General features: G+C 75.3%; 25 protein-coding genes and 2 tRNA genes. 17 read left to right on the top strand and 10 right to left on the bottom strand.

The genetic code is table 11. The annotated features are described in order from the left end of the window. Positions 1-181: 181 nt before the first annotated feature. On the top strand, positions 182-547 hold the full coding sequence (locus ACVJO7_RS06385; RefSeq protein WP_344027926.1) for a hypothetical protein: 366 nt from the start codon (positions 182-184) through the stop codon (positions 545-547). A 154-nt stretch (positions 548-701) separates the two neighbouring features. On the opposite strand, the gene ACVJO7_RS06380 is transcribed toward ACVJO7_RS06385, so the two are convergent. After that, positions 702-1,310 carry a hypothetical protein gene (locus ACVJO7_RS06380; RefSeq protein WP_491672087.1) on the bottom strand — a complete coding sequence of 203 codons (609 nt, stop codon included), beginning with the start codon at positions 1,308-1,310 and terminating at the stop codon, positions 702-704. A gap of 171 nt (positions 1,311-1,481) precedes the next feature. Here ACVJO7_RS06380 and ACVJO7_RS06375 point away from each other — a divergent pair, with 171 nt between their 5' ends. After that, positions 1,482-3,527, top strand: coding sequence for an ATP-binding protein (locus tag ACVJO7_RS06375; protein ID WP_491672086.1), 2,046 nt, complete (start codon positions 1,482-1,484; stop codon positions 3,525-3,527). On the opposite strand, the gene ACVJO7_RS06370 is transcribed toward ACVJO7_RS06375, so the two are convergent. Then, complete coding sequence (locus tag ACVJO7_RS06370; RefSeq protein ID WP_344027934.1) at positions 3,503-4,174, bottom strand: response regulator transcription factor; 672 nt, start codon at positions 4,172-4,174, stop codon at positions 3,503-3,505. The genes ACVJO7_RS06375 and ACVJO7_RS06370 overlap by 25 nt on opposite strands. A gap of 19 nt (positions 4,175-4,193) precedes the next feature. Then, complete coding sequence (locus tag ACVJO7_RS06365; RefSeq protein WP_344027936.1) at positions 4,194-5,849, bottom strand: CocE/NonD family hydrolase; 1,656 nt, start codon at positions 5,847-5,849, stop codon at positions 4,194-4,196. A gap of 375 nt (positions 5,850-6,224) precedes the next feature. Between ACVJO7_RS06365 and ACVJO7_RS06360 the strand changes: the two genes are divergently transcribed. Together ACVJO7_RS06360 and ACVJO7_RS06355 are read left to right on the top strand one after the other, a co-directional pair. Continuing rightward, positions 6,225-6,977 (top strand): GNAT family N-acetyltransferase, encoded by a 753-nt coding sequence (locus ACVJO7_RS06360; protein WP_491672085.1) that lies wholly within the window; start codon positions 6,225-6,227, stop codon positions 6,975-6,977. 71 nt (positions 6,978-7,048) lie between these two features. Further along, positions 7,049-7,252: an FDXHR family putative zinc-binding protein gene (locus ACVJO7_RS06355; RefSeq protein ID WP_344027942.1), complete on the top strand. Its 204-nt coding sequence runs from the start codon at positions 7,049-7,051 to the stop codon at positions 7,250-7,252. 27 nt (positions 7,253-7,279) lie between these two features. Here ACVJO7_RS06355 and ACVJO7_RS06350 read toward each other — a convergent pair whose 3' ends face one another. Both ACVJO7_RS06350 and ACVJO7_RS06345 read right to left on the bottom strand, forming a co-directional pair. Then, on the bottom strand, positions 7,280-7,537 hold the full coding sequence (locus ACVJO7_RS06350) for a hypothetical protein (RefSeq protein ID WP_344027945.1): 258 nt from the start codon (positions 7,535-7,537) through the stop codon (positions 7,280-7,282). 75 nt (positions 7,538-7,612) lie between these two features. After that, positions 7,613-8,587, bottom strand: a complete 975-nt coding sequence (locus tag ACVJO7_RS06345; RefSeq protein ID WP_344027949.1) for a patatin-like phospholipase family protein — start codon at positions 8,585-8,587, stop codon at positions 7,613-7,615. Between the two features lie 152 nt (positions 8,588-8,739). Here ACVJO7_RS06345 and ACVJO7_RS06340 point away from each other — a divergent pair, with 152 nt between their 5' ends. The 3 genes from ACVJO7_RS06340 (at position 8,740) to ACVJO7_RS06330 (ending at position 11,386) form a co-directional block, all read left to right on the top strand. After that, complete coding sequence (locus ACVJO7_RS06340) at positions 8,740-9,543, top strand: class I SAM-dependent methyltransferase (protein ID WP_491672084.1); 804 nt, start codon at positions 8,740-8,742, stop codon at positions 9,541-9,543. A gap of 200 nt (positions 9,544-9,743) precedes the next feature. After that, a complete protein-coding gene (locus ACVJO7_RS06335) occupies positions 9,744-10,982 on the top strand; it encodes a serine hydrolase domain-containing protein (RefSeq protein WP_491672083.1) in 1,239 nt (412 codons plus the stop codon). Beyond that, positions 10,982-11,386 carry a phage holin family protein gene (locus ACVJO7_RS06330; RefSeq protein WP_344027957.1) on the top strand — a complete coding sequence of 135 codons (405 nt, stop codon included), beginning with the start codon at positions 10,982-10,984 and terminating at the stop codon, positions 11,384-11,386. The genes ACVJO7_RS06335 and ACVJO7_RS06330 overlap by 1 nt, the downstream gene beginning before the upstream one ends. Positions 11,387-11,427: 41 nt before the next feature. Here the strand turns inward: ACVJO7_RS06330 and tenA are convergent, their stop codons facing one another. After that, a complete protein-coding gene (gene tenA / locus ACVJO7_RS06325) occupies positions 11,428-12,096 on the bottom strand; it encodes a thiaminase II (protein WP_344027961.1) in 669 nt (222 codons plus the stop codon). 249 nt (positions 12,097-12,345) lie between these two features. On the opposite strand from tenA, the gene ACVJO7_RS06320 reads away from it, so the two are divergent. Further along, positions 12,346-12,567, top strand: coding sequence for a hypothetical protein (locus ACVJO7_RS06320; protein ID WP_232021269.1), 222 nt, complete (start codon positions 12,346-12,348; stop codon positions 12,565-12,567). A 24-nt stretch (positions 12,568-12,591) separates the two neighbouring features. Here the strand turns inward: ACVJO7_RS06320 and ACVJO7_RS06315 are convergent, their stop codons facing one another. From ACVJO7_RS06315 to mrf, 4 genes are all read right to left on the bottom strand, one after another. Further along, entirely contained in the window at positions 12,592-13,398 is an 807-nt protein-coding gene (locus ACVJO7_RS06315; RefSeq protein ID WP_491672082.1) for a hypothetical protein, read from the bottom strand. Between the two features lie 227 nt (positions 13,399-13,625). Next, positions 13,626-14,315: an AAA family ATPase gene (locus tag ACVJO7_RS06310; protein WP_491672081.1), complete on the bottom strand. Its 690-nt coding sequence runs from the start codon at positions 14,313-14,315 to the stop codon at positions 13,626-13,628. Between the two features lie 332 nt (positions 14,316-14,647). Then, positions 14,648-14,818, bottom strand: a complete 171-nt coding sequence (gene rpmF, locus ACVJO7_RS06305) for a 50S ribosomal protein L32 (protein WP_344027975.1) — start codon at positions 14,816-14,818, stop codon at positions 14,648-14,650. Further along, positions 14,818-16,056, bottom strand: a complete 1,239-nt coding sequence (gene mrf / locus ACVJO7_RS06300; RefSeq protein WP_491672080.1) for a ribosome hibernation factor-recruiting GTPase MRF — start codon at positions 16,054-16,056, stop codon at positions 14,818-14,820. Before mrf ends, rpmF begins: the two co-directional genes overlap by 1 nt. 82 nt (positions 16,057-16,138) lie before the next feature. Here mrf and rpmG (ACVJO7_RS06295) point away from each other — a divergent pair, with 82 nt between their 5' ends. The 9 genes from rpmG (ACVJO7_RS06295) (at position 16,139) to ACVJO7_RS06255 (ending at position 18,571) form a co-directional block, all read left to right on the top strand. After that, on the top strand, positions 16,139-16,306 hold the full coding sequence (gene rpmG / locus ACVJO7_RS06295; RefSeq protein WP_344027981.1) for a 50S ribosomal protein L33: 168 nt from the start codon (positions 16,139-16,141) through the stop codon (positions 16,304-16,306). Beyond that, the gene (rpsR, locus tag ACVJO7_RS06290) at positions 16,307-16,579 is read left to right on the top strand and encodes a 30S ribosomal protein S18 (protein WP_425563673.1); all 273 of its coding nucleotides are present in this window, start codon (positions 16,307-16,309) and stop codon (positions 16,577-16,579) included. Positions 16,580-16,583: 4 nt separating this feature from the next. Further along, on the top strand, positions 16,584-16,820 hold the full coding sequence (gene rpmB / locus ACVJO7_RS06285; protein WP_344027984.1) for a 50S ribosomal protein L28: 237 nt from the start codon (positions 16,584-16,586) through the stop codon (positions 16,818-16,820). Beyond that, a complete protein-coding gene (gene rpsN / locus ACVJO7_RS06280) occupies positions 16,820-17,125 on the top strand; it encodes a 30S ribosomal protein S14 (RefSeq protein WP_344027987.1) in 306 nt (101 codons plus the stop codon). Before rpmB ends, rpsN begins: the two co-directional genes overlap by 1 nt. A 124-nt stretch (positions 17,126-17,249) precedes the next feature. Next, positions 17,250-17,322, top strand: a tRNA-Thr gene (locus ACVJO7_RS06275). A gap of 41 nt (positions 17,323-17,363) precedes the next feature. Next, positions 17,364-17,436, top strand: a tRNA-Met gene (locus ACVJO7_RS06270). Between the two features lie 69 nt (positions 17,437-17,505). Further along, the gene (gene rpmG, locus ACVJO7_RS06265) at positions 17,506-17,673 is read left to right on the top strand and encodes a 50S ribosomal protein L33 (RefSeq protein ID WP_020623293.1); all 168 of its coding nucleotides are present in this window, start codon (positions 17,506-17,508) and stop codon (positions 17,671-17,673) included. A 5-nt stretch (positions 17,674-17,678) separates the two neighbouring features. After that, positions 17,679-18,128 carry an FAS1-like dehydratase domain-containing protein gene (locus ACVJO7_RS06260; protein ID WP_491672079.1) on the top strand — a complete coding sequence of 150 codons (450 nt, stop codon included), beginning with the start codon at positions 17,679-17,681 and terminating at the stop codon, positions 18,126-18,128. Continuing rightward, on the top strand, positions 18,125-18,571 hold the full coding sequence (locus ACVJO7_RS06255) for a MaoC/PaaZ C-terminal domain-containing protein (RefSeq protein ID WP_491672078.1): 447 nt from the start codon (positions 18,125-18,127) through the stop codon (positions 18,569-18,571). Before ACVJO7_RS06260 ends, ACVJO7_RS06255 begins: the two co-directional genes overlap by 4 nt. The last annotated feature ends 77 nt before the right edge of the window (positions 18,572-18,648 follow it).

Raw genomic sequence — 18,648 nt, 5'->3', positions numbered from 1 at the left:
GCGGCGGGCTGCCGGAAGAGAGCAGTATCCTCGCGGAAAGTAATGCCTGTCGTCCGATAGTGGTAAGGAATTCGTTGGAACGAGGGTCGACCGGATAGCGTTCTGTGCATCGGCGGGGCTCCCGAACCCACGCCGAACACGCCGGTCCGAAACGGACCCCGTACACAACGGAGAACTAACTGTGCTGAAGAAGGCTGGAATCGTCACCGCCGGCGTCACCGCTGGGCTGCTCGCCGTCTCGCCGCTGGCGTTCGCCGGCGACGGTGGTTGGGACCACGGCCACAAGCACGGCGACAAGACCGTCGTCAACGCCGACCAGGTGAACAACATCGACCAGAACCGCAACTCCGCGCAGCGCGGCCTGGTCAACGTCGGCGACGTGAACGCCCTGAACAACGCCAACGTGCTGTCCTGCTCGCTGAACAGCGCCGACATCGCCGCCAGCGTCCTGGGCATCCTCGGTGGCCAGGCCACCAACGGTGCCGACGCGCCGAGCATCTCCGAGTGCTCCCCGGGCTCGACCTCGCAGACCAACATCCAGGACTGATCTGCGCCTGAGGTCCGAACCGTCCACGCCGATTCCGCGGGCCGTCTCCCGCGGAACCGGGGTGGCCCGGCCGGTCGTCCGAATTCCCCGCTCCTGCGAACCGGAGCGGGGAATTCGGCATTTCTGCGGTCACCCGGTCGGAAGCGACCACGAATTACGGTCGCCGGATCGGGGGCCGGCCGGTCGCGAGTCCGGCCCCGAGCGGCAGCAGTGCCGCGATCAGCGCCACGTCCGAGGCGAGCACGAGCGGGCCGATCGTGCCCGGGCGCCCGATCACGAACAGGATCCCGGCGGCGACGAGCAGCCCACCCGGCAGCCGGGCGCCGGCCCGCAGCAGCAGCCATCCGGTGAGCGCCAGGCCGAGCGGGGCGAACCAGCCCCAGGGCAGGAACGCCAGCAGCGCGAGTAGCGGCACGCCGTCGCCGACCCGGTCCAGCAGGACGATCCCGGTCGCCGCGCCGTACATCGCCTGGATGTTGAACGCCGCCCCGGCGACGAACCCGATCGTGGCGACCAGTGCCACCCGGGGGGCGGCCCGCGGTGCCACCGGCTCCAGCGCGCGCAGCACGCCGGGCACCGCGACCGCCAGCGCGAAGCAGGACCACATCCCGACGGTGCCGCCGAGCACGCCGTCGTTGATGCCGTTCTCCACGAACAGGAACAGCAGGCTGCTGGCCACCAGCAGCAGCGGGCCCAGCACGGCGGCCGTGCCGGCGATCCGGTCCGCCGTCGTCGGGACGGTGTGCGTGGTCGTGTCGGTCACGACGGGTCTCCTCCCTCCCGGGGCACCCGCCCCGGGACCGCCGTCCACACTCGACCTGTCCGGGACGCCGGCCCAGCGTGCGGCCCGACCGGCAGGGGTGCGGACGGCCGCACCGCGGCCGGCCGGTCCACCCCCTGTCCGCGCGCGGCCGGGCGTGGCGATACTCGGCCGATGACCCCGCACCGGCGGCTGCCGACCGTGCTCGCGGTCACCGGGACGGTCGTGGTGCTCGTCGCCCTCGCCACGCTGCTGGCCCGGGGCCGTGGCGCCGAGGTGCTCTACGGACTGTTCTTCTGGCACAACGGCCCGTCCGCGGTCGTGCTGCTCTGGACCGGCCGGTTCGTGCTGAGCAGGCGCCCCGGGCACGGCTCCGGCGTGGTGCTGATGACGATCGGGTGGATCCACGCGGTGCACACGGTGCTCGCCGCGGTCGCGGACGCCGCGCTGGTCCGGGCCGGGCTGAGCGAGCCGCTGACCGTGGCCCTGACCGACGGCATCCTGGCGGTGACCCTGCCGCTGTCCGCCACCGTGCCGCTGAACGCGATGAACTGGTTCTGGGTGCCCGCCGCGGTGCTCACCGCGGTCGCGCTGCCGGCGCTGTTCCCGGACGGCAGGCTCGCCGGCCGGACCGGCCGGGTGGCCGCGGTGGCCGGGACGCTCGGTGCCGGGCTGCTGGTCGCCGCGTCCGCCTGGGACGCCTGGCCCACCGCGACCTGGGCGGTGGCGGACCGGCCCGCCGGGATCGGCCTGCTCCTGGCGCTCGGCGGCGCCGCGGTGCTGGTCGGTGCCGCCGCGGCGCTGGCCGGGCTGGCCGGGCGGTGGCGGCGGGCGGATCCGGTGCAGCGCGGCCCGTACCGGGTGATCGGCGTCGTGCTGGTGCTGTTCGCGCTGGTGGGGGTCCTGACCCATCCGTGGCGGGCACTGTGGATCCCGGCGATGCTGGTGCTGATCAACCTGCTGGTCGTCTGCTACGGGGTGGCCGCGGCCCGCTACCGGCTGCACGAGATGGAGCCGGTGCTCGGCCGCACCGCCGTCGCGGTGGCGCTGTCCGCGCTGGTCGCGGTGGTCTACCTGGCCGTCGTGGTCGGGGGCGGCGGGCTGCTCGTCCGGCTCGGCGGCGCCGCGCCGGACGGGGCGCTGCCGGTGCTGGCCGGGGCGGCGCTGGTCGCCCTGCTGGTCGAGCCGGTCCGCCGGTACACCCGCCGGGTGACCGACCGGCTGCTGTACCGGCGCGACACCGACCGGCTCGGCGTGATGTCCCGGCTGGCGGCCCGGGCGTCCGGGACGGCGAGCCTGCCGGAGGTGCTGCACGACGTCGCGAACCTGCTGGTGCGCAGCACCGGGGCCGCCCGCGCGGAGGTGTGGCTGGACGGCGCGCGGGTCGCCGGATCGGGCACCGCACCGGCCCGGCCCGCCGAGCTGCGGGTGCCGATCGAGGCCGGTCACGAGCTGCTGGGCGAGCTGCGGCTGCTCGCCGTCGCCCGCGCCGACCTGGTGCGCGACGCCCCGTCGCTGCTCGACGACGTCGCCCGCGCACTCGGCCCGGTGGTGCGCACCGCGCGGCTGGCCGACGAGCTGCAGGAACGGCTCACCGAGCTCGCCGAGTCGCGCCGGCGCCTGGTGGAGGCGCACGACGCGGCCCGCCGCGGGATCGAGCGCGACCTGCACGACGGCGCGCAGGCCCGGCTGGTCGCACTGCGGATGCGGATCGGTGCGCTGCACGCCGGGACCGGCGATCCGCGGCTGGCCGAGCTGGGATCGGAGGTCGACGCGGTGGTGCGCAGCCTGCGTGATCTCGCCCGCGGCCTGCACCCGCCGCTGCTCGACGAGCTCGGCGTCGCCGCCGCGCTGCGCGCCGCGACCCGGACCCTGCCGGTGCCGGTCACCGTCGGCGGCACCGGCTTCGGCCGCCGGGCCCGGGCGGTGGAGACGGCGGTCTACTTCAGCTGCCTGGAGGCCGTGCACAACGCGGTGCGGCACGGGTCGCCGTCGCGGATCGGGATCGAGCTGACCGGCTTGCCGGACGGGCCCGCCTTCACCGTCACCGACGACGGCGGCGGGTTCGGCCCCGGCCCGGCCGGCCCGGGGACCGGGCTGACCAACATCGCCGACCGGGTCGCCGCGCTCGGCGGCCGGGTCCGGATCGACGGCGGCGCCGGCGCGGGCACCCGGGTCGAGGGCACCCTGCCCGATCAGCCGGAGGTCGCGGAGAGGTAGACCAGCACGGCCCGCACCCGGCGGTGCACGGCGTCGTCGTCGGGATCGAGGCCGAGCTTGGTGAACACGCTGGTGATGTGCTTCTCCACGGCGCGGTCGCCGAGCCGCAGCCGGTCGGCGACCGCGCCGTTCGACAGTCCCTCCGCGACCAGCCCCAGCACCTCCCGTTCCCGCCCGGTCAGCCCGGCCAGCGGCGACGCGGCCCGCCCGGACCGGGCCGCAACCAACGCCTCCACCACCTGCGGGTCCAGCACGGTGCCGCCCGCGGCGACCGTGCCGATCGCGTGCCGCAGCGTGTCCAGGTCACCGATCCGTTCCTTCAGCAGGTACGCCCGCCCGGCGGCGCCCGGGGTGAACAGCCGCAGCGCCCAGTCCGGCTCCACGTACTGGGAGAGCACGACCACCCCGGTCGACGGGTGCCCGGCGGCGAGCTCCTCGGCCGCCCGGATGCCCTCGTCGCGCAGCCCCGGCGGCATCCGGACGTCGGTCACCACCACGTCCGGCCGGTGCTCGGCGACCGCCCGTTGCAGCTCGGGCAGCGTCGGGACGCGGGCCACCAGGTCGAGATCGGGATCGGCGTGCAGCAGCGCGGCCAGCCCCTCCCGGATGAGGTAGCTGTCCTCGGCGGCGACCACCCGCAGGACCATGCCCGGAACCTAGCGGGGATCAGGGATGGTGCGGGAGCACCACGTGCGACGGGTGGTCCGGGCCGTGCAGCACCTCGTAGCGGATCCGGCGGCCGGTCACCGCGGTCGCCATCCGCTCGCCGGTGCCGTGGTTGCGGGCGAACCGCGGGAACGCGGCCCCGGCGATCTGCACCCGGATCCGGTGCCCGGCCCGCACCCGGTACCCGGTCGGGCTCAGCGCCAGCCGGACGACCGTGGTGCCGTCCGGCGCCGTCGCCTCCCGGCCGGGGACGAGCCGGTGCATCGCGTCGGTGACGTTCAGCGACGTCCCGTCCGGGGCGACGTCGCAGACCCGCACGAACACGTCGCCCTCGGCCGAGTCGGTGCCCTCGGCCGCGGTCCGCACGTACACCACCGCCGACACCTGGCCGAGCAGGTCGAGATCGGTCTCCTGCGGCGGTCCGGTGTAGACGAGCACGTCGTCGCGGGCCTCGACGTCGCGGTTGTCGTGCTGCTTGGACGGGGGCTGCAGCATCGGCCCGCCGACCGTCGGCGTCGGGTCCGCCGGGTCGTAGACGAACGAGTCGGCCGCCGCCCCGGCCGACGGCGACTCGGGCAGCAGGCGCCCGCCCGGCGCCAGGTACCACTCGCTGGGCTGGGCGTCCGGCGGCGGCCAGCACGGCAGGTCGGTCCACCGGTCGGCGTGCTGGACGTAGGCACGCACCGGGGCCCGGCCGTCGTGCGGCCCGCCGTGCAGGTGCACGCCGAGCCAGTGCACCGACTCGTGCGCGATCGTCGACACCGACCCGGCGTCGCCGTGGTTCCACGGGCCGATCGTGATCCGGGCGGTCGCGCCACCCCGCTGCAGCGCGGTGAAGTCGACCAGCTGCCGGTCGACGAACAGGTCCCACCAGCCGGTGACCATGCAGACCGGGGGCATCGCGGCGGCGTCGAAGCCGTCGTGCTCGGCCGGTGCCCAGAACTCGCGCGGCCGCTCGGCGTGCTCGACGAAGTCCCGCCAGAACATCACCGGGGCGCCGGTGAGTGCGACGTCGGCGGCCTGCAGCGGCAGCGAGCGGACGGCGCGGCGCTTGCGCCTGCTGAACACCGGCGTCGCCAGGACGCCGGTGACGGCGCCGATCCGCTCCTGGCGGCCGATCTGGTTCACCCAGCCGGCCAGGTTCAGCAGCCCGGGGGCACCGCCCGGGTAGAACGTGCTGGTGAACTCGGACGCCGTGATGTCGGCGTTCATCGAGCACAGGCCCGGATCGGCGTAGGGGGCGACCGCCCACTGGGTGTGCCCGACGTAGCTGGGGCCGACCATCGACACCCGGCCGTCGCACCACGGCTGCGCGCGGACCCAGTCCAGTGTGTCCAGCCCGTCCGCGCTCTCGTGCAGGAACGGCCGGAACTGGCCGCCGGAGCCGAAGGTGCCGCGGGTGCTCTGCACCAGCACCTGGAACCCGCGGCGGGCCAGCAGCGAACCCATCAGCGAGCCGAGGCCGTCGCGGCCGTAGGGAGTGCGCACCAGTACCGTCGGGCGCGGCTCGACCGGGCCGGGACGGCGGAAGTGGTCGGCGAGCAGCACGACCCCGTCGGACAGCGGGACGCGCAGGTCCCGCTCCCGTACGTAGGGCACTGGCGGGCCGGTGAAGCCCAGTCGCCGGTCGATCAGACGCTCCGCGAGCGCGGCCATCGCCACCTCCCCCCTCGGGCCCGCGTGGCTGCGGGGCCCCGGCCGATCGTAGGAGAACCCGGTTGCCCGCTCAGGTCGGCGGCCGGTATCCACGGCGGATGGCAGTTCCGCAGACCGTCCCGCCGGTGCTCACCGACGGCGTGGTGACCCTGCGCGGCTTCGTCGAGTCCGATGTGGCCGAGATCGCCGCGATCTACCGGGACCCCGAGGTCCGGCGCCGCACCACGCTCGGGGCGCACCTCGGCACCGCCGACGCCCGGGCCCGGGCGGAGCTGGTCGCGGCGAACTGGGCGACCGGCGACGGCTCCGGCTGGGCGATCGAGGCGGCCGGGCCGGACGGCCGCCGGCTGGGGGTTCACCGGGGCCGGGTTCGAGGTGCTGCACTGGGCGTGCCGGGCCGGGCACGTCGCGTCCTGGCGGGTGGCGCACGCCTGCGGGTTCGCCTTCGACGGCGTCCGCACCCGCGCGCTGCCCGGCCCCGGCGGGCTGGTCGACGCCTGGACGGCCGTGCTGCTGCCGGACCCGGCGGTCCCGCCGGCGTCCCGGGAGCCGCGCACCACCTGGTGGCCGGTCCCGGTCCTGGGGTGCGGCCGGATCCGGCTGCGCCCGCCGTCGGGATCCGATGTGGACCGGCACCTGGCGACCTGCAACGACCCGGAGAGCCGCTGGTGGGACGGCACCCGCTCGCACGAGGCCGACGCCCACCGGTGGCTGCTGCACGACACCGAGCTGGCCCGGTCCCTCGGCGCGGCGGTGACCTGGGTGATCGCCGACCGTGACGACGACCGCTACCTCGGCACGATCACCGTGTCCGGGATGGACCGGCCCTACGCCCCGGCCGGCGGCGAGATCGGCTACCGCGCCCATCCGGACGCCCGCGGCCGCGGCCACGTCGCGGCGGCGCTGCGGCGGGTCACCCGGCACGCCTTCACCCCGGTCGCCGACGGCGGGCTCGGCCGGAACCGGCTGGCGCTGGGCACCGCCGCCGGGAACGGCGCGAGCCGGCGGGTGGCCGAGCGGGCCGGTTTCCGGCAGGCCGCGGCGTTCCGCGCGGACGGCGTGTGCGGCCTCGACGGCGGGATCGTCTCCGACGGCGTCTGGTACGAGCTCCTCGCGGCCGACCGGTGATCGACACGTCCCCGGCGGGCCCGGGACCGTCGGTGGTCCCGCGTAGCCTCCGCCGGGTGCAGGTGCTGCGGATGACGTGTTGTGACCGGGAGTGGGTCGGGGCGGACCGGGCCCACTGCTGCGGCCGTTTCGGCGGCTGCGGTGCCGTGTTCGACGACGCGGAGCTGTGGGACACCCACCGCCCGCGCGGCGCCTGCGTCGCCGATCCCGGCGAGCTCGGGCTGATCGCCACCCGCAACGGGATCTGGCTGCGGCCGCTCGACGCGGCCGGCTGAGCGGGATCCGGCCGGGGCGGCCCCGGCTCAGCCGGTCGCGCGGGTGATCCCGCGGAACACCGCGTCCTGCTCGCCGGGATTGCACACCAGCACCAGGTCCAGGCCGGTGAACCAGAGCACCGATCCGGCGCCGAACCGCCTGCTGCCGCCCGCCGCGCAGCGCAGCTCGATCACCCCGGCGTCCACCACGACCAGGGCGCCCCGCCACTCGTCCTCGTGGTGCGGGCGGGAGCCACCCGGCGGCAGCCGCACGGTCCGGGTGCGGAACGACGGCGAACCCGGCATGGCCCAGCCCCTTCCGCCGTCGGCACCAACGGGGGAGACCGGCCGGACCGCCGGAAGTCATCGGTCCGGCCGTGCTCAGGCCGCGATCGGGGGCGCCAGCACCTCGCTCACCGTCCGGTAGCCGACCCGGGCGGCGGCGGTGACCTTCGCCCGGTCGGTGGTCAGCCCGCGGACCCCGGTCGAGCGGTGCGGGGTCAGCGTCAGCAGGTGCGCGCCGCGCCGGTCCGGATGTGCCGCGTCGGTCAGCAGCGACAGGCACTCGCCGTGCCGGGCGGAGTCCTGCGCCATCCGGCCGAGCCCGGGGGCGAGCCGGTCCAGCGACCGGGCCCACAGCGGGACGCGGGCGTCGGCGGGTGGTGCGGTCAGCTCGTCGGCGGTGCGGGTCATCAGGGCGAGCACGTGGGTGGCGCCGCCGCGCAGCGCCCTGGCCACCGGCAGCGGATCGCCGACCGAGCCGTCGATCCACTCGTCGTCGCCGATCCGGACGGGCGGCCCGGCGAGCAGCGGGATCGTCGCGGTGGCCCGCATCGCGGCCTTCCAGCCGGCGCCGTCGGGCAGGTCGGTGAGCACGTGCGGGGTCAGGTCGCCGGCCCGGGTGACCAGCACCCGCAACGGCACCGGGCTGGTCACCAGCGACGACCAGTCGGTGGGCCGGGACTCCACCAGGATGTGGTCGAGCAGGTGGTCCAGCGACACCATCGGCCGCCGGGTGCCGAACCGGCGCGGGTCGATGAACTCCCGGCACGCCATGTCGTCGCCGAAGATCCGGGCGGCGTCGGCGCCGTGGCCGAGCACCAGCGCGGTCCCGACGAACGCACCGGCCGAGCTGCCCCACACCTCGTCGAACAGGCCGGCGGCGCCGAGATCGGCCAGCGCGTGCACCATGCCGCCCGCGTAGGCGCCGCGCATGCCGCCGCCGCCGACGACCAGGGCCAGCCGGTGCCCGTCGTCGTGCCGGCCGGGACCGCGCCCGGCCGCCAGGCGGGCCGCGAGCAGCCGCAGCACCTCGGTGTCGCCGTGGGCCCCGGGGGAGACGGGGGAGTGGCTCATGGCGGCCATCCTCGTCCCCGCCGCAGCGGCGGGTCGCCCGGGCCGGGCCGGGACCGTTCACGTGCCACCGGTCGCGGCCCGCCCACCGCCCACCGCCCCGTGGAGGGGCCGGGGCGGGGCCCTAGTAGGTTCGCGCGACCAGGGGGTACATCGTGACGCAACGACGCCAGCCGCAGTTGGGGGCGATCGAGTCGACGTCGCTTCCGGCTGCGCACGCCCGGGCCCGCGACGCCCGCCGGCGCCGTCCGGTGGCGGCCGACCCGGCGGCCGCCGGCCTGGCCGATGATCTCGACCTGGGGGCCGCGCCGGGCCGCGCCGACGCGCTGTGCACGCTGCTGCGCGCCGCCGTGCTCGACCACTGGGTCCGGGAGTTCGTGGGCCGGAACCCGGCGGGGACGGTGGTCGAGCTCGGCCCGGGCCTGGACTCGCGGGCCGGCCGGCTCGGCACCGCCGGTCCGGCGCACTGGGTCGACGTCGAGCTGCCCGAGGTCGCCGACCTGCGCCGCGAGCTGCTGCCCTCGCCCGCGCACCTGGTGGCCGGGTCGGCGCTCGACGAGGACTGGCTGGAGCTGGCCGGTGAGCTGCCCGGCCCGTACCTGGTGGTGTCCGACCAGGTGCTGTCGCTGCTCCCGGAGCAGGGCGTGCAGCGGATCGTGTTCACCGCGGCCCGGATGCTGCCCGGCGCGGAGCTGGTCACCGACGTGCTGTCCCGGGCCGCCGCCGGGCGGCTGGGCACCGGCCCGCTGCGCGCGCTGGAGGTCGACTGGACCTGCGAGGACCCGCGCGAGCTGGAGCCGTGGGGACTGCACCTGCTCGACGCCTGCGGGGTGGGTGACCCGCCCGCCGCCGTCGCCGGGCGGCTGCCGCGGACCGCCCGGGCGCTCGCCGCCGCGCTGCGCGCCACCCCGGCGCTGCGCGGGCACCGGCTCGCCCACTACCGGATCCGGCCGGGCTGACCGGATCGCCGGGGCCCGTCGTGGCCGGACCCGGCTCCCCAGTCGGACCGGCCACGACGTGACGGCGACCCCCGGGGCCGCCCACCCCGGCGCGCTGCGCCGGGCACGACCGGTACGACGAGCCGGAGCGCCTCCGGTGACGGCACGCGCGGCCGGATCATCAGAAGTGGGGAGCGGGCCCCGTGGGTAGGCTCGGCACCGTGACCGTTCCGAAGATCGAGGCGGATCCGGCGGAGGTCGGGCTCGACGCGGCCCGGCTCGGCCGGATCGACACGCACTTCCGCCGCTACGTCGACGAGGGCAAGCTCCCCGGCTGGACGATCGCGGTGGCCAGGGGCGACCGGCTGGTGCACCTGTCGCACCACGGCCGGCGCGACGTGGAGGCCGGGCTCCCGGTCACCGACGACACGATCTGGCGCATCTACTCGATGACCAAGCCGATCACCTCTGTCGCCGCCCTGATGCTCTGGGAGCGCGGGGCGCTCGAGCTGACCGATCCGGTGTCCCGCTACATCCCGGCGTTCGCCGAGCAGCGGGTCTACCGCGGCGGCTCCGCGCTGAACCCGGGCACCGACGCCGCCCTGGAGCCGGTCCGGGTGCACCACCTGCTGACCCACACCGCCGGGCTCACCTACGGCTTCCACCACGCGCACCCGGTGGACGAGATGTACCGGTCCAAGGGCTACGAGTTCGGCGCCCCCGAGGGCGTCGACCTGGCGACGGCGGCCGACCAGTTCGCGTCGTTCCCGCTGCTGTTCCAGCCCGGCACCGAATGGAACTACTCGGTCGCGACCGACGTGCTCGGCCGGGTCGTCGAGGTCGCCTCCGGGCAGCGGCTCGACGAGTTCCTGCGCACCGAGATCCTCGATCCGCTCGGGATGACCGAGACCACGTTCTCGGTCGCGCCCGGCTCGCCGGAGGCCGAGCGGCTGGCCACCCTCTACAACGCCCGGCCCGGCGGCGGGCTGGTCGTCAACAAGGTGCTCGCGCGCGCGGCCACCCGCGAACCGACCTACCTGTCCGGCGGCGGCGGGCTGCTGTCCACGGCGGGCGACTACCTGCGGTTCGCCCGGATGCTCGCCCGCGGCGGTGAGCTCGACGGCGTCCGGATCCTCGGCCCGCGGACGCTGGCCCGCGCCACCCGCAACCACCTGCCCGGCGGCGGCGACCTGGAGACGGTCGGGCGGCCGATCTTCTCCGAGTCGGCGTTCACCGGCGTCGGGTTCGGCCTCGGCTTCTCGGTCGTGATCGACGGCCCGGCCGGCAAGCAGCTCGCCAACGAGGGCACGTTCTCCTGGGGCGGGCTCGCCTCGACCGCGTTCTGGGTGGACCCGGTCGACGACGTCGTGGCGCTGTTCTTCACCCAGCTGGTCCCGTCCAGCACCTACCCGATCCGTTCCCAGCTCCAGACGCTGGTCCAGCAGGCGGTGATCGACTGATGAAGCCGGCTTCCCCCGCGCTCGCCTTCGCCATCCAGACGGTGGTCGTCGCGGCCTCGCTCTGGGTCGCGACCGTGCTGGTGAGCGGGATCGACCTGGCCACCGGGACGACCGGCGCCCGGATCGGGACGCTGCTCGGCGTCGCGCTGCTGTTCGGCGTGGTGAACGCCGTGGTCAAGCCGATCGTGGCGACGATCGGCTGCCCGCTCTACATCCTCACCCTGGGCCTGTTCGGCCTGGTCGTGAACGCACTGATGTTCATGCTGACCGGCTGGCTGTCCGGGGTGCTGAACCTGCCGTTCGTGGTCGACGGGTTCTGGGCGGCCTTCTGGGGCGCCATCATCGTCGCGATCGTGTCGTTCTTCCTGAACCTGGTGGTCCCGGACCGCTTCGACCGGAGCTGACCCGGCGGGGGCGGGCGCCGGCGCCCGCCCCCGGCCGCGGGTCAGACCGGCCAGGTCTCCTGGCGGTACGCGCCGTCCCAGAACATCCACTCGTAGCGCGACGTCGTGGTGAAGTGCGCCCGCATCCGGTCCAGCTCGGTGTCGGAGACGGTGCCGCCGATCCGGTCGGTCGCGTCCAGCACGGCGTCGACGACGGCACGGAACTCCTCGCCCGCGTACATGTCGATCCAGCGCTGGTAGAGCGGGTCCGGCGAGCCGGTGCCGACCAGGTGCTCGCCGACCTTCGCGTAGATCCAGTAGCAGGGCAGCACGGCCGCGACGCCCTCGGCGTACGAGCCGCCGTGCGCCGCCGCGAGGATGTAGCTGACGTAGGCGCTGGTGGCCGGCGCGACCGGGGTCGCCCTGGCCTCCTCGGAGGTGAGGCCGAGGCCGCCGAGCAGGTCGGTGTGCAGCTCGCGCTCGGCGGCGATCGCGCCGGCCGCGTGCTCGGCGAACATGACGGTGTCGTCGTCGTCCGGGGCCTTCGCCGCGCACACGGTCAGGGCCTTCGCGTAGCCGCGCAGGTAGTGCGCGTCCTGGATGATGTAGTGCCGGAACGCGTCGTGCGGCAGCGATCCGTCGGTCAGCCCGGTGACGAACGGGTGAGCCAGGATCTTCTCGTGGATGGGTTCGACGTCCGACCAGAGCAGGTCACGTGTGCGGTGCGCCATGACCGTCACCGTAGTGGCGGTGCGCGGCGGGCATCGGTGCCGGCGCGGTGCGGCGACCTGCACCGCGAGTGACCGTGACGGCCCCGTAATGCCTGGTCGACACGGTGTCAACCGGGCGGTGACACGACAGTGAGACGCTGAGCACTTAGCAGCGGAGATGGGCGGTGGGGCCGTCACCATGGGACGAGGCGGGCGGCTCAGCGCGGAGGGCGCGCCGATGTCAAGTCCCCCTATCGCGGAGGTGAGGGCATGAGCGCACCGGCGCCCATGGAGCACCACGAGAAGATGCGGATGCGGGCCGCCGCGTTCCGGGCCACCCGGGTCTACCCGGGCCCGGTCGGCGAGCTGATCTCCCGGGAGCTGCTGTCCTGGGAGGACTTCGGGTACCGCCTCGGCGGGAACCGCCTGGTGATGGACCTCGTCGACGACGTGCTGAAGTCCCAGCCCGCGTCGCGCTCCGACGCGGCCTGATCCCGCGGTCCCGGCGGCGCGCGCTCAGCGCAGCGTGCTGCCGGAGACCTCGGACGCCGGACCGGTCGGCGGGTCGCCGTCGGCCAGCCCGGCGACGGCCGCGGCCAGCACCACCATCGCGGCCAGCGTGGTCAGGCTCCCCAGCCGCGCGACGATCGTGAAGACCCGTGCCGCGGTACCGCCGCGCCGGGCGGCCTCCCGGGCCGGGATGCGGTCCCCGTTCGCCGGCGGGCCGGGCGCCGGCCTGCGCTGCTCCGGGGCGGCCGGCCGCAGTCCGGCCGGCCGCAGTCCGGCGGGCCGCAGTCCGGCGGGCCGCTGTGCGGTGGGTCGCTGCTCGGTGGGTCGCAGGCCGGCCGGCTGGGGGCCCGCGGGGCGCGGACCGGCAGCTCGCTGTGCGGCGGGCCGCTCCCCGCCCGGCCGCCCGCCGGTCGGGAACGGCGGCTCCGGGTGCGCCGCGGGCCTGCGGGTGGCGGACCGCTGCGCGGGCGGGCCCTGGGTGGGGCCCTGGGTGGGGTGCGGGGTGGGGTGCTGCTGCCCGGGCGCGCGGTGGGCGGCCGACCGCTGTGCGGGCGGGCCCTGGGTGCCGTAGCGCTGCCCGGGGGTCCCGTCGGTGCCCGGCCGCTGGACGCGCGGATCCCGGGGGGTGGGCTGCTGCGCCGCCGGGCCCTGCTCGGCCGCTCGGGGCGTGCCGGGCCGCGGGGCGGGGACGCCCGGCCGGTGCGTGAGGTCCAGGTGGCGGACGTCCCCCTCGGGCAGGACGCTCCTCGGCGCCTGCTCGGCGGCGCCGACGGGCCGGCGCGGGCTCGGGATGCGGATGACGGGCGCGGACATGACGATCACCACGATCTCGGGGGAGTCGATACGGGGTCTTCGGGATCCGGTGCGCGCCGCCGGTTCCTGCTTCTGCCCGTCTTGTCGTGTCAGGTGCTCACCCTGTTATCCGGTGACGGGTTAGGCCAATCGTCGGAGTGACTGCTCCACCCGACAGATGGAACAAAACACCCGTACGTCATCCGTAAGATCACGCAGGGTTGCTGGATGTCACTCCGTTGCGCGGGTCACCTGGTCCGGGCCGGGAGCGGGCCCAGCTTCAGCCGGCGCACCGCGGGCAGCCGGACCAGCTCGGCCAGGGTGCGCCGGAGCGGATGCCTGCGGTGCAGGTCGTCCGACCGGTAGGTGGCCAGCACCAGCAGCCGCTGCGAGCCGAGCCGGGCCAGCAGGTAGCCGAGCAGCTCGCGGCTGGACCGGTCGGCCCAGTGCAGGTCCTCCAGGACCACCAGCAGCGGCGCCTGCGCCGCGCCGGCCCGCAGCGCGCCGGCCACCCCGTCGAACACGGCCAGCCGGTCCAGCTCCCGGTCGGCTGCGGCCCGCTCGGGCGCCGGGGTGCCGCCGGGGAGCAGCCCGCGCAGCGCCGGACGTTCGGCGAGCAGCTCCCGGTCGGTGGCCTGAAACCCGGCCAGCACCTCGGAGAACGGCAGGTAGGGCAGCGGTGCCGAGCCGGTGTCCAGGCACCGGCCGACGACGACCCGCGCGCCGGCCGCGGCCGCGGCGGACGCCAGCTCTCCGGCCAGCCGGGACTTGCCGATCCCGGCGTCCCCGGACAGCAGCACCGCGCCGGCCCGGCCGCCGACCGCACCGGCGAGTGCGGCGCGCAGCGCGGCGAGCTCGGTCGCCCGGCCGAGCAGCACCGGCCCGGGGTCCGGCAGTGCGTCGCCGGGCCCCTGCGGGAGTGTCACCGGCCCGGCCACCGGGTCATCGTGGCACGCGGGTCCGACGATCCCGGCCGGATTCCGCGGCCGGCCGGGCCGGTGTCATCCGGAGCAGCCGGCGCAGCCGGAACCGGCGGCGGGCCGGACGGACGGACCGGGCCAGCCGGTCGGCGTCCGCCTAGGCCCGCAGCTGGTCCTGCTGCTGCCGGGCGAGCGCGGCGTGCAGGTCGGTGGGGTAGCGGGCGGTGCGGTCGTGGTCCGCGTGGGGACGGGGCATGGCCACGACACTCGGCCTGAGGCCCGGCCCGGCACATCGGGCGGTCACGCACCGCCGATGGCCGCCGGCGCGGCCGTCCGGGGGTAAGGGGCCCTCAGGACGGCGGCGCCAGCAGCCCGCGGCGGTAGGCCGCGACCAGGTGGTGCGGGACCAGGTGCCGCCTGCCCTCCAGGGTGACCGGCACCAGGTCCGGTGCCTGTGCCTTCCACTGCGATCGGCGGTGCCGGGTGTTCGCGCGCGACATCCGGCGCTTGGGGACTGCCATCAGCTCTCTCCTTCTCGTTCGGTCCCGACGGTCGGGTCGTTCCGGACGGGATCGGCGCACGGCTCGTCGTGTGCCCAGCCGAACGGGTCCGGCAGTCCGGCCCAGGCGGCCTCGCCCGCCGCGATCTCGGCGTCGGACAGCAGCGCACCGTGCAGCGCGGCGTCGATCCCGTCCGGATCCGCGTCGTGGCAGAGCACGACGAGATCCTGTGCGCGGTCCCCCCAGCGTGGGTGCCAGGCCAGCGCGGCCATCGCCCGCCGCTGGTCGCCCGCCTCGGTCCAGGCCTGCTCGTCCGCGCCGTCCAGCCAGTCCCCGGCGTGCCCGATCCGCATCCCGCCGCCCGCGCTCTCCAGCCACAGCACGGCGTCCGGCCGGGTGGCGAGCCAGATCCGGCCGCGGGCGCGCACCACGCCGGCGAGCAGGGTGTCGATCGCGTCGTGCAGCCGGTCCGGGTGGAACGGCCGGCGGGCCGAGAACAGCAGCGTCCGGACGCCGTCGGCGGCGTCCAGCGGCGGCGTGCCGCGCAGCAGCGGATCGTGCACCCCGCCGGGAACTCCGCGGCGGGACTCCTCGGGGACGCCGTCGCAGAACAGCCGGTGGTCGCCGCGGGAGGGGAGCAGCCGCGGGGCGGTCGGGGCGAGCCGGTCGAGCACGGCCGCGGTGCGCCGGTCGGCGGGATCGTCGCCCTGCAGCGCCCGGCTGGTCACGATCACGTCCGCGAACTCGGCCTGGCCGACGGCGAGCTGGGCGACGGTGCGCTCGTCGTCGGGCAGCGTGCTCAGGCCGCGCTCGGGCAGCGTCGCGTCGCCGGTGGCGTCGTCGAGCCAGCTGTCCGGATCGAGCACCGTGACCACACCGCGCAGGTCGACCAGATCGGTGACCAGGCGGGGTTCGGCGTCGCCGGACTCGTACAGCACCGAGCCGAGCGCCCAGCAGACCGGCTCCGGCTCGAGCCGCGGGTCCAGGTGCAGGACGACCCGGGACACCGTCCCGGCCAGCTGCACCAGGGTGGGCAGCACGTCCTCCCGGATGGTGCAGCTCACGCAGCCGTGCGCCAGCTCCAGCACGGTGTGCTCGTCGCGGCCGCCGGACCGGAACCGCCGGTGCACCCGGCCCTGGGCGAGGTGCCGCAGGTCGTGGTGCAGCACCACCAGTCCCGGGTCGAGCTCCCGCATCCGCGCGATCGTCCGCTCCGTCCCGTCGTGCGACGTGCCGCACAACACCACCAGCTCGGTCATGCCTTCCTCCCGGAGTCGACGTGGTCGCGGTCAGGTGTAGCCTAAACGAAAACGATTCCCATTGTTGGAGAGGAGGGTCCCGATGGCCAAGACGACGGACGTCCGGCCGATCGTCAAGCTGCGCTCGACGGCCGGCACCGGCACGACGTACGTCACGCGCAAGAACCGCCGCAACGACCCGGACCGGCTGGTGCTGCGCAAGTACGACCCGAAGATCCGCAGGCACGTCGAGTTCAAGGAGGAGCGCTGAGTGAAGCTCGCGAAACGACCGACCGCACCGGCGTCCGGTCGCGGCAAGCCGCTGCGCGCGGCGCGGCGCAAGCCCAATCCGCTGCACGCCCGCGGCATCGAGCACGTGGACTGGAAGGACGCGGCGCTGCTGCGCACGTTCATCTCCGACCGCGGCAAGATCCGGGCCCGCCGGGTCACCGGCCTGACCGGGCAGCAGCAGCGCCGGGTCGCCGTCGCGATCCGCAACGCGCGGGAGATGGCCCTGCTGCCCTACCCGCACGCGGGGCGGTGAGCGCGTGTCCCGTCGCTGTGACCTGACCGGGCGCGAGCCCGGCTTCGGCAAGAACGTCTCGCACTCGCACCGCCGCACCAGCCGGCGGTTCGATCCCAACGTGCAGCAGAAGCGCTACTGGTACCCGGCGGGCGGCCGCTGGGTCCGGCTGCGGCTCTCCGCGAAGGGGATCAAGACGGTCGACCGGATCGGCGTCGACGCCGCGGTCGACCGGATCCGGGCGAACGGGGTGCGTGTCTGATGGCCACCACCGGGCAGATCGCCAAGAACGAGCGGCGCAAGCGGATCGTCGCGCGCTACGCCGAGCGCCGGGCCGAGCTGAAGGCCGTCCTCGCGCGGCCGTCGTCGAGCGAGGAGGAGCGGGCCGCCGCCGCGGCCGAGCTCCGACGTCAGCCACGGGACGCCAGTGCGACCCGGGTGCGCAACCGTGACTCGGTCGACGGGCGTCCGCGCGGGCACCTGCGCAAGTTCGGGGTCTCGCGGGTCCGGCTGCGCGAGCTGGCGCACGACGGCTCGCTCCCCGGCGTCCGCAAGTCGAGCTGGTAGACCGGCTCCCACCTGCACGGATCCGGTTCCGGGGCCCCCGCTGCGGGGCTCCGGAACCGGTGTGTAAAGTTGGTCGCGCCGGTGAGCGGACGGCGCAGGATTGCTCCGCGGACCGGCGGTGTCGGCCCCCTTAGCTCAGTCGGCAGAGCGTCTCCATGGTAAGGAGAAGGTCTACGGTTCGATTCCGTAAGGGGGCTCTGGAAGTGGCCTCGCCGCACGGCGGCGGGGCTTCTTGCATGACGGTGTAGCTCAGTCGGTAGAGCAAGCGGCTCATAATCGCTGTGTCGCCGGTTCGAGTCCGGCCATCGTCACAGTATCGTCACAGTGCTGACGGAACACGTCCGCACACGACACGGAACACCTGCTGGGAGGCACCCGCGATGGCCAAGGCCACGGACGTGCGGCCGAAGATCACTCTGGCCTGCGAGGAGTGCAAGCACCGCAACTACATCACCAAGAAGAACCGGCGGAACGACCCCGACCGGCTCGAGATCAAGAAGTTCTGCCCGAACTGCGGCACCCACCGGGCACACCGCGAGACCCGCTAGTACCGGTGGTCGACCAGTCCTGGGTCGGGCGCACGCTCGACCCGGTCGGGCCGTACCAGGTCGGCCGGGAGAAGATCCGCGAGTTCGCCGTCGCCATCGGTGACGGCGATCCGCTGTTCCACGACGTCGATGCCGCCCGCGCGGCCGGTCATCCGGATCTGCTCGCCCCGCCGACGTTCCCGGTCTGCTTCACGATGCCGGTCATCGAGGCCTTCCTCAAGGACCCGGCCCTCGGCTGGGACTACACCCGCATGGTGCACGGCGACCAGCGCATCTCCTTCCACCGGCCGGTCCGCGCCGGTGACGAGCTGACCACGGTCGTGCACGTCGACGAGCTCCGCACCCGGGCCGGCAACCACATGCTGACCCTGCGGTGCGAGGTGTCCGACGGAACGGGCGAGCCGGTCGTGACCACGCACTCGATGCTGGTCAGCCCGGCCGGGGACGACGCGTGAGCGCCCCGCTGACGCCGGAGTCCGCCGCCGCGGTGGCGAAGGGCGACGCGCTGCCCACCTTCGAGGTGCGGCTGACCCGGGGCGATCTGGTCCGCTACGCCGGCGCCTCCGGCGACCTGAACCCGATCCACTGGAGCGACCGGGTGGCCACCGTCGCCGGGCTCCCCGGCGTGATCGCGCACGGGATGCTGTCGATGGCGCTGGCCGGCCGGGTGCTGACGGCCTGGATCGGCGACCCGGCGGCGGTACGCAGCTACGGCACCCGGTTCACCCGGCCGGTCGTGGTGCCCGACGACGACGAGGGCGCCACCGTCGAGCTCGGCGGCACGGTGGCCGAGGTGCGCGAGGAGGACGGCGTGCGGACCGCGGTGGTCGATCTCAAGGCGGTCTTCGACGGCCGGACCGTGCTCGGGCGGGCCCGGGCCGAGGTGGTCCTGCCGTAGTAGGACCCGGGGTGCGGGCCGCCTGCGGGGGGTGCCGTACACTTGTACCAGCCGGGCGCGCCGGATGATCGGTCGCG

It is taken from the genome of Pseudonocardia sp. DxW (assembly GCF_058448985.1).
Note: the sequence above shows the minus strand (reverse complement) of the source record. Positions and strands in the feature narration are given on the sequence as shown.